Below are 13,331 nucleotides of genomic sequence, written 5' to 3'. Positions count from 1 at the left end.
CTTTCTTCAGCGGGCTTTGTCAGTTGGCTGATTCCACGGCAAAACTGAGCCCGGTCAGTTAACATCACGGTAGATGTGATAACGTCTGCAACGTTTCTATTGGCAACCCGAGGAAGCCTGTGTTTTATCTCCACGCCTTCAGCCATTCCCTGTTACACGCCCTGAAAAACCTGCTACCCATCGTTGTGGTGGTGGCGTTCTTCCAGTTGGTGATTCTGCAACAGGTGCCCGACAACCTGGGCAGCATGGTCGTCGGCCTGTTGATTGTCGCCGCCGGCGTGGCGCTGTTCCTGCAAGGCCTGGAGTTGAGTATTTTCCCGGTTGGCAAAAGCCTGGCCAACCAGTTTGCCAAGCGCGGCTCTTTGTTAATTCTGCTGTCGTTCGGCTTTGCCATGGGCTTTTCTGCAGTGATCGCCGAACCAGCTTTGATTGCCGTGGCGGAGCAGGCGCAAACCATCAGTGAAGGCCGGATTGACGCCCTCACCCTGCGGGTGCTGGTGGCGGTGTCCGTGGGACTGGTGATTTCACTAGGGGTGTTCCGGATCATTTTCGGCTACCCGCTGCACTGGTTCATGATCATCGGTTACATCACCGTGGTGATTATCACCTGGTTTGCGCCCGAAGAAATCGTGGGTCTGGCCTATGACTCCGGCGGCGTCACCACCAACGTGGTGACGGTGCCTCTGATTGCCGCCCTGGGCATTGGCCTGGCCGCCTCCATTGCCGGCCGCAATCCGCTGATTGACGGTTTCGGGCTCGTCGCACTGGCGGTTATGGTGCCGATGATTACCGTGCAAGGTTACGGCATGCTGGTGTATTCCGGCGACACTACCGCCGGCGAACTGGTGCTCGGCAATGAATCGGAATCCTCCGGGCCCTCCGGCATTGTCAACGTTCTGTTGAATCTGGCGGAGATGGTTCGGGATGTACTGCCGATCATCATCACTGTGCTGTTTTTCCAGTACCTGGTGCTTCGGCGAAAACTGGCCAACCCGGCCACCGTGGCTTTCGGTTTTCTGTTGGTCATCCTCGGCCTTTACGCGTTTGTGGTCGGCCTCAAGCTGGGCCTGTTTCCCATCGGCACCAGCATGGCCGAACAGCTCACTGCCCGGGACAACCACTTGTACATCTACCTGTTCGCCCTGATGATCGGCTTTGCCACCACCATGGCGGAACCGGCTCTGATCGCCATCGGCCAGCAGGTGGAGGAAGCTGCGAATGGTAGCCTGAATGGCAACGTTATTCGTATTCTGGTGGCAGTGGGTGTCGCCATTGGCATTACCATTGGCGTACACCGGATCATCACCGGCGACTCCATCCACTATTATGTGATGGGCGGATACATCCTGGTTATTATCCTGACGCTGCTGGCGCCTCGCTATATTGTGGCTCTGGCTTATGATCTGGGCGGCGTCACCACCTCGGAGGTCACCGTTCCGCTGGTGACGGCCCTGGGCATTGGCCTGGCCAGCAGCATTGACGGGCGCAGCGTTTTGATCGATGGCTTCGGCTTGATAGCGTTCGCCTCAATCTTCCCCATCGTTACCGTAATGGCCTACGCCATTGTTTCTCAAACCATTGCAGATCGCAGGAAGGAACAACCATGAAATTCTCGGCACTGGTCGCCGTTGTCCCGGAAGACCTGGAACAGAAATGCATCGACAAGGCCCGGGAATGCGGCGCCGGCGGTATTACCCTGGTGTCCGGTAGAGGCGTCAGCAATACCGCCAAAAAAACGTTTTTCGGCATGACCTACGAAGGCAACCAGAGTGTGCTTTTGATGGTTCTGGAAAAGGGTCTGTCACTGGAGGTGTTGAAAACCATCCAGAAAATCATCACACCCGACCCGAAAGACTCCCAGGGACTGGTATTTACGGTACCGCTGGAGCATCTGGGCGGCATTGATCTGGCCCAGGTGGAAAAATTCGAACAACACGTTAAAGACACTTTCTGATCGGAGAGCCCCATGAAACTGGTCAAAGACGTTATGGTGACCGACAACATCACCATCTCCCCCTTCGCCAAGGTGCGCGAAGCCCTGTCGATGATGAAGCAGCACGGAGTGAAATCGCTGATCGTAGAGCGCCAGAATGAACACGACGCCTGGGGCCTGATTACCTACACCAATGTGCTGAAGGCGGTGATTTCCGAGGACGGCGACATTGATTTGCTGAACGTCTACGACATCTGCGCCAAACCGGTGATCAGCGTGGGTGAAAACCTGGCACTCCGGCATGCGGCCCGGCTGATGACCGAACACCGGGTTAAGCGCTTGCTGGTACTGGCCGACAACGATCTGAAAGGGTTTGTGGTCATGGATGACATCATGCAGGCCTTGCTGGACACCATCGACTGAGCCGCTCGCTGCGGCTCAGGTCCTGCATAACACCAACAAACGGTCCCCTTCTTGCAATTCCAGGTAGTCCTGCCGGGGCGGGTTCATGGCCAGATGCCGGCCCCGCTCATCGGCCTGGGCACGGTAAACGCCCAGCGCCACTTCGCCCCGGGCCGCCACGATTTTCTCCAGAACCTGGAAGGTGGCACTCGCCGGCAGCGGATAATCATGGGGGTTGCGGAACTGGACTTCCGCGCCGCCCGCGGTGAACAGTTCATCGAGCACGGCCCGCAGCTCACGGCGCAACGCCACCTGGGCCAGCACATGGCTCAGGATCATCGGGCTGATCAGCATTTCGCTCTGGTGGCCGTACAGCAGGTGACGGTTGTCCGGATCACTCAGTTCCATGATCACCTGCGGCCGACGGGCGAATTCGGCCAGAATGTCTTCCAGCTGAAGGTAGCCCACCATGGCCCGGGCATCGGCCTCTTCATCCGAACCCACCCGGTCGCTACTGAGCAGCATCACGGTATCGTAGGAGGCCGGGTTCAACCGGCGCAGGTCTGCCTCCACCATGTAATCGGCTTCCAGCAACCGGCCGTTGACCAGGCTCAAATCCACACCGTGGCGAGCAATTTCCCGCTCCCGCTCGGCAACAGGAATGACCGACACCAGGTCCAGCTGAAACTGTCGGTCCCGGTAGCTGGCAAACTCCCGGGCAAGATTGGCCACCCTTCGGTTCCATCCCAACACCAGAATGCGCTGAAAGCCGGTTTTCTCGGGACCAATAACCGGCGGCTTCCCTAGTTCGATAATCGGCAGCGTGGCAACCCGAGTATCCGCGCCGGTGTGCTGGTAATCGCGGGCCAGCAACACAACCCGGTCTTCGGCTCGGATTACGGTATCGGACGGTGCCGGCAACTCTACCTGCCACCCCGTGCCCGGCCTGCCGGCTGGCTTCAACAGTCCCAGGACGATGGCATGGGGCCGTTGCCTGGCCAGTTCGCCCAGGGTCAGGCCCTCGGCGGTCTCACCGCCACGGACAAAAATCTCATTGCCCTCGCCGGCCGTCAGCAGCTCGTTGTATACCTCCGACAGACCATGGTGCAGCACGTTCTGCACCATCAACCGGCTGATGGTGGCATCGCCGGCCACCACCTCCACCGGCCCCGGGTAGGCGCGCTCGATCACCGGCAGTTTGCGCATGTCCTGGATTTCCGCCACCACAAATGGCAGCGAACTGCCAAAGTGACGGGCCTGGGCAGCAATCGACAGCAACGCCTTGACCGTTTCCACATCCGGGGTCACGAAACTCCCGCCCCCGTGCTCCTGGCTGGGCACAATCACCGCAGCGGCGTCCAGACAGGCCACCCGCTGCAGCGCCTCGGGCTGAATGGCCGAGCCACTGCGCAGGATCACTTCCCGGGAGCGGCGCCCAATACCCGGCTCGCTGGCCAGTTCGTGCAGTTGTCCGGCCCCGGCATTCTCCGCCAACACCACCACCCGCAGGGTCTGGGTGTCGTGCTTTTCCAGAAAACGCTGCACACGGCCGGTCGAGCCGAACAGCTCGGCCACCAACGGCGGTGTTTGCGCACTCCAGCCCAGCACCACCAGATGGTTTTTCAGGGTAACCGGTGTCAGCCCCCGCTCCAGGTCTTCCATTTTGGCGATCAGCCAGCGGGTCAGGATGGCCACCAGAGTACCCATGAACACCACATAGCCGGAGATGGTCAGCAGGGTGGAAATAATCCGCTGCCAGGTACCCAGGTCATCACCCAGGTAACCCGGGTCGGTCAGGCGCAGAAAGGCCCACCAGATGGCCGAGCTGACATCCTCGAACTCATCAGTGGCTGGCAGCACCACCAGCAGTCCGCCAAGCAGTGAGATCAGCGCGATGAACAGCCCGACCACCAGTAACTGGAAGCCGGCGCCCTTCACCAGCTGGCGCTCGACAATAAATTTGACCCGGTCAATCAGACGGAAAGGCAGCATGGCGTATCCTGTGCACAAAAATCTTACGCACAGGATAGAGCAAAGCGCGGGGAAAACAGAGTGCCGGAGCTGCCGGCCGTTCAGGCATTGCCGGTACCGGCTGCCTCCAGTGCCGCCGCCAGGGTGGGCGTAAAGCGGCTGACCCCGGCCTCCGGCTCCAGCCCGGCCCGGGCCAGCGCCTTGAGCGGCTGGAACTGCAGATCGGCGATGATCACCTGGCTGCCGGTTTCCCGGCAGGTGTCGATCAGCTTGCCCAACGCGGAAAGCCCCCCGGCATCCAGGACCGTGACGCCATCCATGTACAGGATAAAGCCCTTCGCCTCACGGGACAGCTCCGCCAACTCACCAAAAATCCGGTCGGCGGCGGCGAAAAACAGCGGACCATTGATCTTGAAGACCCGCCAGCCTTCCGGCAGCTGCGACCGGTCTATGCGCTTGCTGTCGGTGATATCGGTTACCCGGGTCATCTTCGCCATTTCCCGCATGAACAACACCGCCGCCAGCAGAATACCGGTGGTGATGGCAATCACCATGTCCAGCGCCACGGTGAGGCCGAAGCAGGTCAGAAACACCAGCACATCGCCTCGGGGGGCGGTTTTCAGCAAATGCGCCGCCTTGGGTGCCTCGCTCATGTTCCAGGCCACCATCACCAGCAGCGCCGCCATCGCCGGCATGGGCAGATAGGCCAGCACCCCGGCCAGGGACACCAGCGCCAACAGAACGACGATAGCGTGAATCATCGCCGCCACCGGCGACTGAGCCCCGGCCCGGTAGTTGGCGGCCGAACGGGCAATGGCGGCGGTGGCGGTAATACCACCGAAAAACGGCACCACCATGTTACCGATGCCCTGGCCCATCAGCTCGCTGTTGGCGCTGTGCCGCTTGCCGGACATCCCATCAAGCACCACCGCGCACAGCAGCGATTCAATGGCACCCAGCATGGCAATGGCGAAGGCTGCCGGCAGCAACTCCTGAACCATGGTCCAGGACAATCCCAGCGGCTCGCCGTCCGGCCCCGGCTGTTGCCAGGGCCAGGCAAACTCCGGCAGGAACGGCGGAATACCCGCACCGGTGGTGCCGTCCGGCAGCAGGTAACTGAAGCGTGAGCCAATGGTTTCAATACCCGCGCCACCGGCATTCAGCAACAGGGCCAGGCCACTGCCGATCAGCACCGCCGGCAGGTGTGGCGGCACGGGCGTGCGCAGTCGTGGCCAGACAAGCATCACCGCGAGCGTAGCGGCGGCCACCAGCGTACTCATGGTATCGATTTGTGGCATGGCCTGGCCCAGCACCGCCAGTTTGTCCCAGTAATGTTCGGGCATGGCGTCGATCGGCAGCCCCAGGAAGTCTTTTACCTGCAGGGTGACAATCACCACGGCAATACCGCCGGTGAAGCCCAGGGTGACCGCCTCCGGGATATACTCGATAAACCGGCCCAGCCGCATCAGCGCCATGATCACCAGCAGCGCGCCGGACATCAGCGTGGCCAGCAACAGGCCGCCAAGACCATATTCCTGGGCAATCGGATAGAGGATCACCACAAAGGCGGCTGTGGGCCCCGAGATACTGAAACGACTACCGCCGGTCAGAGCAATGACAAAACCGGCAATAAAGGCCGTATAAAGGCCGTACTGGGGCGCTACACCACTGGCGATGGCCAGCGCCATGGCCAGAGGAATGGCAATAATGCCCACCGTGATACCGGCCATGGCATCTTTGACAAACCGGCGGCCATCATAGCGTTCGTCCAGGCAGGCTTCGCGGAAGGCATGGGCGACTCGCAGGGAAAACAGATGGGCTCGATGGGACATGACAGTACTCGCCGGCGGAATTTTCTTTACATTATATGGTTGTTATTTGATCATTCAATGTTAACCTGATTAACATACCAAATCAGACACTGCTAAGCCGCTTGCATCAGGCGAAGGAGATTGTTCCGCACCATGGAAAACCGCACTGCCCGACTCACCCTGCTGATCGACCCGGAGAAAAAGGCGACGTTCGAGGCCCTGTGCAAGGAAGAAGACGTCACCCCGTCCCAGAAAGTCCGACAGTTCATCCGCGAGTACGTGGAAGAACGCCTGGGACCGGACTGGCGCGAACACAAACGGCAGAAAACCGATCAATCCTGACGTCGTATAACAGGCCATGAAAACACTGATCCTTGCCCTTGGTTTTGCCACCCTGGCGTCCGGTTGCGCCGCCAGCCATTCAGCCCGAATGGCCCACGAACCGATGGAGCGCCCCGCCAGCCAGTACGATGCCCGGCTGGTGGACCCGGCCACCGGGCAAGCGCTGTCCGTTCAGGCCCTGGCAACACGACTGGCCGATACCGACATCGTGATCATCGGCGAGCATCACGGCCATCATGCCTCTCACCTGCTACAGGCCCGCCTTCAACAGGCCCTGTGGCGTCTGAATCCACGCCAGGTGCTAACCATGGAACAGTTCAACCTGGACCATCAGCCGGCGCTCGATGATTATCTGGCCGGACACACCGGTGAAACCGAAATGCGCGAAGATGCCAACGCCTGGGACAACTATCGGGCCTCCTACCGCCCGCTGGTTGAATTCGCCAAACAGCATTCGCTTCCGGTCATTGCCGCCAACGCGCCCGCCAACACTGTCCGCTGCATCGGTCGCCTGGGGCCGGACTATCTGGAGCGCCTGGATGCCGACGAGCGCCGCCAACTGCCTGACGCCCCCTTCCTCGATACACCTGCCTACAAGGACAAGTTCGTGGAGGCCATTGGTGGCAGCCATGGAACGAAAGACGACGAACTGTCCGGGCTTATGCTCAACACCTACAAGGCCCAGTTGCTGCGCGACAACACCATGGCGGCGCGCATTCTTGAGGCCCGCGAACGCCACCCTGACCACCAGGTGATACACCTGACCGGCACCTTCCACAGTGAGGACCGGCTGGGCACTGTGGCGGTCCTGGAAAAACGGGCACCCGACCTGACCATAGCGGTGATTTCACCCGTCAACTGGCCGGCCGATGCGGACTCTCCGCCACTGGAGAAACACCGCGAACGGGGCGATTACCTCTATTTCATTCAGCCACTGCCACAGGAGTTCAGGGACGACGAACGCCGGCGCGAGGCCATGACAGAACGTTTCAGCCGCAGCCCCGAAGCCAGCTGCGACTGACGTCTCACGCCAGGGCCCGGCGAAATTCGTTCAAATCGGACTCACTGAACAACACAAAACGAATGCGCCGCACACTGGACAAACCCGGCGCCGCGTCGCGGATCGCGGCCGCCGCCACTTTGGCCGCCTCCGCCAGTGGATACCCGAACACACCCGTGGAGATAGCCGGAAAGGCGACAGACTCCAGCCCCTCGGCATCTGCAAGCCGGAGCGCATTGCGGTAGCAATCGCCCAGCAACCGGTCCGAGGGCTCATCCACTCCAAACACCGGCCCAAGGCAATGAATGACTTTCCGGTTGGGCAGGTCATGGCCGCCGGTCATCACCGCCTGTCCCGGAGAAATGGGGGCCAACGGCTGACACTCTTCCGCCAGCCCCGGGCCCGCCGCCGAGTGAATCGCGCCCGCCACGCCGCTGCCGGGCATCAGGCGGGCATTGGCGGCATTGACGACGGCATCCATATCCGGCTGGTCAGCAATGTCGCCCTGCACGCATTCAATGAACACGTCTGTCATGCTTTTCCCCTTTTCCATACGCCGGCTTAACGGTACTCTTTCCGTACATCAGGATAGCAGCCCGCCCGGACTCTGTTGGCCGGTCCGGCTCAAGGAGTGAACCATGAAAATTGTCTCTGCCCTTATTCTCGGCGCCAGCGCCATTATTGCTGCCTTTTTGCTCAGCGCAGGCCTGACCGACCTGCGCACCGGTGACCGCTACGTGACCGTCAAAGGCGTTGCGGAAAGAGAGGTGGAAGCTGATCTGGCACTCTGGCCCCTGCGCTTCGTTGCCACCGGCGATACCCTGGAACAGGCCCAGGAAAAAGCGAGGATCAGCCGCGAAGCCATTCTCGCCTTCCTGAAACTGCAGGCTATCGACACCTCAGCCGTTGAGCTGCAGCGCCTGGATGTCACCGACACCCGGGCCAACGCCTACGGAGGCAATAACAATCCGCAGAAGTTCATCATCAACCAGACCCTGATGGTACGTAGCAATAACATCCAGAAGGTCCGCCAGGCCGCGCAGAATGTCAGCGAACTGGTGGATTCAGGCGTGGTCCTGTCGTCGGATTACGGCCCAAGCGGCCCCACCTACCTGTTCAATCGCCTGAACGACATCAAACCGGAGATGATCTCCGAGGCCACTTCCGCTGCGCGGGAAGCGGCCAGCCAGTTCGCAAACGACGCCGATGCCCGCCTCGGCGGTCTGCGCCGGGCCAACCAGGGGGTGTTCCAGATTCTCGCCAGGGATCAGGCTCCCGGCATTTCCGAGCCGCAACAGCCGATCAAAACCGTGCGGGTGGTGTCCACTTTCGACTACTACCTGGAGTAACCGGGCTATCGCCGGTTACTGGGTTTCCACCATTTCGTCGGTTACCTGATACTCGCCCGACAGCCAGCGCATGATTTCGCTGGCCGCCGGGTGATCGAACGCATCATAGGTATGTATAAGCGCCTGCCTGCGTTCGTCACTCAGGCGCCCCAGCCCTGCATCCTGCAGCACCAGCAGGTCATTCCGTACCTGCGAGCCCAGTTCCTTGCCCAGCACTTCCCGGGCAGCGTGCACGAACGCCTGGCCATACTGGTAATCCGGCCCCAGCCGGTAGCTTTCCGCCAGGGTTAACGCGGGAATGGCAGTCAAAGTAGGCTGCAACGCCGGGTTGATGGCGTGGCCGGCCAGCCAGGCGGCATTAGCAGCCGCGCGGCCAGTGAAAGCGCGCAAGTGTAAATGCTGAGACATGCGATCGCCGTCGTTCACCGGGTAATTGTCCCAAAGCAGCGGTTTGCGTCCCAGCAACTTGCCTACCCGTTTCAGATGCCCCGGTGAGATTTCCCGGGAACACACTTCCTCGCCGGTCCAGAACACCTGAATGGCCGGGTCCAGCTCCTGGCCCAGCGTTTCCAGATACCCGGCCGGTCGCTCACCGAACACCCGGTCCAACACCGGATCGTCCGAATAATAGCTGGGACAGACACTCAGGCGCTGGATGGCCGTGTGATCGCGCACCCAGTGCATAATATCCGCTTGCTGACGGGCAAGGTCCGGATGGTCGGAGCGCATGTCGTCAAACAGGATGGCCAGTTCATCCAGACCCAGCTTTTCCAGGGCTCGCAGTTTGGCGGCCAGATGCGACTGGGCGGTTTGGTCGAAGTCGTTGAATATTTCGTAGGGGCTCAGACCAACGCCAAAGCGCACGCCCTGCTTGCGACAGAAGCGGGCGAAATCCGCCAGTTCCCGAGCCTGCTCTTCGGGGTGCGGGTCCTGCCAGCGGCGGCGCAGGAAGGCGTCGGCTTTCGGGGCATACAGGTAAAATCCGTAGCCGTGCGGTGCCAGGGTTTCAAGCAGCCGACGGCGCTCCGGCCAGCTCCACAGCGGCCCGTAAAATCCTTCGATAATACCCAGTGACACGGTCATGGCTATGCTCTCTGTTTTCTGGCCTTTGCCCCGCTGATCCCTGCTCACGGGAGCTGCAGCCTCCTGGGGCATGGCTTCAGGATTCAGTATTGTTGACGCCCGGGCGCAGAACAAGTTCCACCCGCCGGTTCCGCTCGCGGCCCCGTTCGGTGTCGTTACGGGCCACGGGCTTTGTATCGGCATAACCGCTGGCCCGCATCCGATTGGCGGCGATACCCTCGGCCAGAAACAGCCGCACCACGCTGGCTGCCCGGGCGGAGGACAATTCCCAGTTGGAGGGGTAACGCTCACTGCGAATCGGCCGGTTATCGGTGTGCCCGGCCACCTCCAGCCGGTAATCAGTCTGCGCCAGTAAAGGGGTGAGTTGTTCCAATTGCCTCATGCCGTCATTGGACAGCTCGGCAGTGCCGGAAGCGAACAGGACCTCGCTGCCAATACGCAGGCTAACGCCGCCATCCTGGCGCACCACATCCACCTGTCCGCTCAGTCCCGCTTCCCGCAAGAACTGCGAGGCCTGTTCGGCAAAGGCCGCCGCCGGGTCAGCCTGAGGCTCGGCTGCCGGGTCTTTGTCAGTCTCTACTTTCGGCTCGGCCAGCCTGTCCTCATCGGTGGCGACGACCGGCGGCGAGGTTTTGGTTTCCACGATCTCGTCAGTGCCTGGCATGCCGGACGGCCCGCCGGACAACGCCAGCATTACCACGAACATCACCAGCAGCAGGGTAATCACATCCAGGTAGGTGATCAGCCAGCCGTCTTCCTGACTGTCAGCGGATTCCGGCGCACCCAGATGCCCCGAACGCCGGGCAGCCCGCAAGGCTGAACGTTCCAGATCAGACATTACGCACGCCTTCCTTTGCCTTACCCGGGGTGGCACGGCCGTCGCGGGCTTCCGGGGCGGTTTGACGACCGTTGTTAACCGGCGGCCGAAGATCGCGGATTTCATCGTCATAGCTGGCGACAAAGGATTTCAGGGTCTCGCGCATGAGCGAAGGACTGCGTTTTTTGCACATCATGGAGATACCCTGCATCACCATGCGCATGAGAATAATGCGCTGCTCGGTGCGCCGCTCCAGCTTCACCGCCACCGGCCGGAAAATCAGGTTAGCCAGCAGAATGCCATAGAAGGTGGTCATCAGTGCCACCGCCAGCTGCTGACCGATCACCGCCATGCTGCCGCCATCAAGCAGAAACATCATGTTGATCAGCCCCACCAGGGTGCCGATCATGCCGAAGGCCGGGGCAAAACTGGCCATCACTCGGAACAGCTGGGCTTCGGCATGCTCCCGGGCACGCAAACGGGCAATGCGCCATTCCATGAAATCCATAATGTCGTCTTCCGGGTTCAACTCGATCACCAGCTGAACGCCGGAGCGCAAAAACGGGTTGCGCACGGTTTCCAGCGCCCGCTCCACCGCCGCCAGATCGCCATCGATCCAGAGCCGGGAAATACGAACCAGTTCTTCAATGTCGCGCTCGGTGTAGAGCTTTTCATTGCGAACCACAGTGCCGAACAGACGGAATACCCGCAGTACCTCACGTAGGGGGAAGGAGATAAAAGTGGCGGCCAGGGTGCCGCCCACGACAATCGCCACGCCAGGCAGATTGATGAACAACGCCGGGTCCTCGGCTGACCAGAACAACACACTGGCCAGAACAGCCAGGCCGGCTACCATACCGATAAGCGTGGACGGGTTCATTTATTACTCCATGGAACAACAGTCAGACTAGACTGTTATGATAGAAGAAAAAATACAATTGCCATTGTGACCGGAGGTGCAACTCTATGGAAATCAAAACCTTTGCCGATCTGATTGAATGGACCCGCCAACTGCACGAGTACCTGGCCCGGTGCATGAAAGAATCCGCAGCCCTGCACAGGGACGAACGTGCCAGTGCCCTGCTCGATTACATCAGCACCCACGAAAGCCTTCTCGAAAAGGCCGTTGCAGAATACGAACGCCAGGCCGACCCAAAAGCCATGCAAACCCGGCTTTACGACTATGGCGTGCACAAACCCATCGAGAAGAACCGGATGTGTGATCTGCGCTACAACGACATGTCCTTCGACGATATCGCCAGAGAAATTTTTGATTTCCACGATCAGGTGATGGAGTTGTACGACGGTTTGATCGGCAAGGCGGAAATCCGTGAGGCGAAAGAACTGCTGGAAGATCTCAAATCCCTGGAGGAGCACGAAGCCATGCGCATGGCCGGCCAGATCGGTCGCATGGGCGATTTGTAGCATATCGCCCGGGTAGTTGCTATTCTCAACCATGAATGACGGTGCGGCGCGCATCCAGGCGTGGCCACACCGACAACAACAACGACAATGAGGGCACAAGAACAATGAAACTCCGTTCTGTTCTTTCCGCGGCAGTACTCGCCGTAGCAACCACCTTTAGCGCGACCCAGGCACTGGCCCAGGACCGGTTCACTCTCCGGCTGGCAGAAACCTGGGGCCCCAACTTCCCCATTTTCGGCGATACCACCAAACGCTTCGCAGAAACCGTAGAGAAAATGTCTGACGGCCGGCTGCGCATCCGCATTGATTCCGCCAACAAGCACAAGGCACCTCTGGGTGTGTTCGACATGGTCAAGGCCGGTCAGTACGACATGGGCCACTCCGCTTCCTATTACTGGAAAGGCAAGGTTCCCGAGACCCTGTTCTTCACCAGCATGCCGTTCGGCATGAACGCCATGGAACAGTACGCCTGGTTCTACCACGGCGGCGGCATGGAGCTGATGCAGGAAGTGTACGAGCCCCATAACATGCTGTCCTTCCCGGGCGGTAACACCGGCGTGCAGATGGGCGGCTGGTTCCGTGACGAAATCAACTCTCTGGAAGATCTGGAAGGCCTGAAAATGCGCATTCCGGGCTTCGCCGGCGAAGTCTTCGCGGAAGTGGGCGTAAACCCGACCAACATCGCCCCGGGCGAGCTGTACACCGCGCTTGAGCGCAACACCATCGATGCGGTTGAGTGGGTAGGCCCGGCACTGGATCTGCGTTTGGGCTTCCAGCAAATTGCTGACTACTACTACACCGGCTGGCACGAGCCGGCCACCGAGCTTCAGTTCCTGGTCAACAAGCGGGTGTGGGAACGCCTGCCGGCGGACCTGCAGGAAATCATGCGTGTGGCCATGCGCACGGCTTCCTACGACATGTTGGTGCATTCACAGCACGCCAACGCCGAAGCCTGGGCTAACATCAAGGAAGAATACCCGAACGTACAGATCAAACAGTTCCCGGATGAAGTGTTCGACGCCATGTACGAAGCCAACGAACGCCTGCTGGACGAAGCGGCGGAAGGCAGCGAAATGGCAGCGAAAATTATCGATTCGCAGCTGAAGTACCTGGAGCAGAGCCGCGCTTACACGGATATTTCCGAGCGGGCCTATCTCAACACCATGGCCGAAGTCGAGTAAACTTGACCGCCATGCAG

At 60.3% G+C, this 13,331-nt stretch carries 14 protein-coding genes; 8 read left to right on the top strand and 6 right to left on the bottom strand.

What is annotated here, in order from left to right; translation table 11 throughout:
- Window positions 1-119: 119 nt before the first annotated feature.
- From BMZ63_RS02875 to BMZ63_RS02865, 3 genes are read left to right on the top strand one after another with little or no spacing between them, the layout of a single operon-like run.
- Window positions 120-1,607, top strand: a complete 1,488-nt coding sequence (locus BMZ63_RS02875; protein WP_091701393.1) for a DUF1538 domain-containing protein — start codon at window positions 120-122, stop codon at window positions 1,605-1,607.
- Window positions 1,604-1,954 (top strand): transcriptional regulator, encoded by a 351-nt coding sequence (locus BMZ63_RS02870; RefSeq protein ID WP_091701391.1) that lies wholly within the window; start codon window positions 1,604-1,606, stop codon window positions 1,952-1,954. The genes BMZ63_RS02875 and BMZ63_RS02870 overlap by 4 nt, the downstream gene beginning before the upstream one ends.
- Window positions 1,955-1,966: 12 nt before the next feature.
- On the top strand, window positions 1,967-2,356 hold the full coding sequence (locus BMZ63_RS02865) for a CBS domain-containing protein (protein WP_091701388.1): 390 nt from the start codon (window positions 1,967-1,969) through the stop codon (window positions 2,354-2,356).
- Between the two features lie 15 nt (window positions 2,357-2,371).
- Here the strand turns inward: BMZ63_RS02865 and BMZ63_RS02860 are convergent, their stop codons facing one another.
- Window positions 2,372-4,327 (bottom strand): CASTOR/POLLUX-related putative ion channel, encoded by a 1,956-nt coding sequence (locus tag BMZ63_RS02860; protein ID WP_091701386.1) that lies wholly within the window; start codon window positions 4,325-4,327, stop codon window positions 2,372-2,374.
- An 80-nt stretch (window positions 4,328-4,407) separates the two neighbouring features.
- Complete coding sequence (gene dauA / locus BMZ63_RS02855) at window positions 4,408-6,138, bottom strand: C4-dicarboxylic acid transporter DauA (protein ID WP_091701383.1); 1,731 nt, start codon at window positions 6,136-6,138, stop codon at window positions 4,408-4,410.
- A gap of 132 nt (window positions 6,139-6,270) precedes the next feature.
- On the opposite strand from dauA, the gene BMZ63_RS02850 reads away from it, so the two are divergent.
- Complete coding sequence (locus BMZ63_RS02850; RefSeq protein WP_091701843.1) at window positions 6,271-6,459, top strand: CopG family transcriptional regulator; 189 nt, start codon at window positions 6,271-6,273, stop codon at window positions 6,457-6,459.
- Window positions 6,460-6,475: 16 nt separating this feature from the next.
- Window positions 6,476-7,480 carry a ChaN family lipoprotein gene (locus tag BMZ63_RS02845; RefSeq protein WP_227663489.1) on the top strand — a complete coding sequence of 335 codons (1,005 nt, stop codon included), beginning with the start codon at window positions 6,476-6,478 and terminating at the stop codon, window positions 7,478-7,480.
- A 4-nt stretch (window positions 7,481-7,484) separates the two neighbouring features.
- On the opposite strand, the gene BMZ63_RS02840 is transcribed toward BMZ63_RS02845, so the two are convergent.
- Complete coding sequence (locus tag BMZ63_RS02840; RefSeq protein WP_091701836.1) at window positions 7,485-7,994, bottom strand: macro domain-containing protein; 510 nt, start codon at window positions 7,992-7,994, stop codon at window positions 7,485-7,487.
- 103 nt (window positions 7,995-8,097) lie between these two features.
- Between BMZ63_RS02840 and BMZ63_RS02835 the strand changes: the two genes are divergently transcribed.
- Window positions 8,098-8,808: an SIMPL domain-containing protein gene (locus tag BMZ63_RS02835; protein WP_091701381.1), complete on the top strand. Its 711-nt coding sequence runs from the start codon at window positions 8,098-8,100 to the stop codon at window positions 8,806-8,808.
- Between the two features lie 15 nt (window positions 8,809-8,823).
- On the opposite strand, the gene BMZ63_RS02830 is transcribed toward BMZ63_RS02835, so the two are convergent.
- The 3 genes from BMZ63_RS02830 to BMZ63_RS02820 form a co-directional block, all read right to left on the bottom strand.
- Window positions 8,824-9,891, bottom strand: a complete 1,068-nt coding sequence (locus BMZ63_RS02830; protein ID WP_091701834.1) for a beta-N-acetylglucosaminidase domain-containing protein — start codon at window positions 9,889-9,891, stop codon at window positions 8,824-8,826.
- A 76-nt stretch (window positions 9,892-9,967) separates the two neighbouring features.
- A complete protein-coding gene (locus BMZ63_RS02825) occupies window positions 9,968-10,729 on the bottom strand; it encodes an OmpA/MotB family protein (RefSeq protein ID WP_091701378.1) in 762 nt (253 codons plus the stop codon).
- Window positions 10,722-11,588, bottom strand: a complete 867-nt coding sequence (locus BMZ63_RS02820; RefSeq protein WP_091701375.1) for a motility protein A — start codon at window positions 11,586-11,588, stop codon at window positions 10,722-10,724. The genes BMZ63_RS02825 and BMZ63_RS02820 overlap by 8 nt, the downstream gene beginning before the upstream one ends.
- An 86-nt stretch (window positions 11,589-11,674) precedes the next feature.
- Here BMZ63_RS02820 and BMZ63_RS02815 point away from each other — a divergent pair, with 86 nt between their 5' ends.
- Both BMZ63_RS02815 and BMZ63_RS02810 read left to right on the top strand, forming a co-directional pair.
- On the top strand, window positions 11,675-12,133 hold the full coding sequence (locus tag BMZ63_RS02815) for an ATPase (protein ID WP_091701373.1): 459 nt from the start codon (window positions 11,675-11,677) through the stop codon (window positions 12,131-12,133).
- 104 nt (window positions 12,134-12,237) lie between these two features.
- A complete protein-coding gene (locus tag BMZ63_RS02810) occupies window positions 12,238-13,314 on the top strand; it encodes a TRAP transporter substrate-binding protein (protein ID WP_091701832.1) in 1,077 nt (358 codons plus the stop codon).
- Window positions 13,315-13,331: the final 17 nt, after the last annotated feature.

It is taken from the genome of Marinobacter persicus, assembly GCF_900114155.1.
Classification (GTDB): Bacteria; Pseudomonadota; Gammaproteobacteria; order Pseudomonadales; family Oleiphilaceae; genus Marinobacter; species Marinobacter persicus.
Note: the sequence above shows the minus strand (reverse complement) of the source record. Positions and strands in the feature narration are given on the sequence as shown.

What these genes read in the sequence shown, in the direction of transcription:
- BMZ63_RS02870 (WP_091701391.1), top strand. Translation starts at nt 1,604, where the DNA reads ATGAAATTCTCGGCACTGGTCGCCGTTGTCCCGGAAGACCTGGAACAG.
- BMZ63_RS02865 (WP_091701388.1), top strand. Translation starts at nt 1,967, where the DNA reads ATGAAACTGGTCAAAGACGTTATGGTGACCGACAACATCACCATCTCC.
- BMZ63_RS02860 (WP_091701386.1), bottom strand. Translation starts at nt 4,327, where the DNA reads ATGCTGCCTTTCCGTCTGATTGACCGGGTCAAATTTATTGTCGAGCGC.
- dauA (WP_091701383.1), bottom strand. Translation starts at nt 6,138, where the DNA reads ATGTCCCATCGAGCCCATCTGTTTTCCCTGCGAGTCGCCCATGCCTTC.
- BMZ63_RS02850 (WP_091701843.1), top strand. Translation starts at nt 6,271, where the DNA reads ATGGAAAACCGCACTGCCCGACTCACCCTGCTGATCGACCCGGAGAAA.
- BMZ63_RS02845 (WP_227663489.1), top strand. Translation starts at nt 6,476, where the DNA reads ATGAAAACACTGATCCTTGCCCTTGGTTTTGCCACCCTGGCGTCCGGT.
- BMZ63_RS02840 (WP_091701836.1), bottom strand. Translation starts at nt 7,994, where the DNA reads ATGACAGACGTGTTCATTGAATGCGTGCAGGGCGACATTGCTGACCAG.
- BMZ63_RS02835 (WP_091701381.1), top strand. Translation starts at nt 8,098, where the DNA reads ATGAAAATTGTCTCTGCCCTTATTCTCGGCGCCAGCGCCATTATTGCT.
- BMZ63_RS02830 (WP_091701834.1), bottom strand. Translation starts at nt 9,891, where the DNA reads ATGACCGTGTCACTGGGTATTATCGAAGGATTTTACGGGCCGCTGTGG.
- BMZ63_RS02825 (WP_091701378.1), bottom strand. Translation starts at nt 10,729, where the DNA reads ATGTCTGATCTGGAACGTTCAGCCTTGCGGGCTGCCCGGCGTTCGGGG.
- BMZ63_RS02820 (WP_091701375.1), bottom strand. Translation starts at nt 11,588, where the DNA reads ATGAACCCGTCCACGCTTATCGGTATGGTAGCCGGCCTGGCTGTTCTG.
- BMZ63_RS02815 (WP_091701373.1), top strand. Translation starts at nt 11,675, where the DNA reads ATGGAAATCAAAACCTTTGCCGATCTGATTGAATGGACCCGCCAACTG.
- BMZ63_RS02810 (WP_091701832.1), top strand. Translation starts at nt 12,238, where the DNA reads ATGAAACTCCGTTCTGTTCTTTCCGCGGCAGTACTCGCCGTAGCAACC.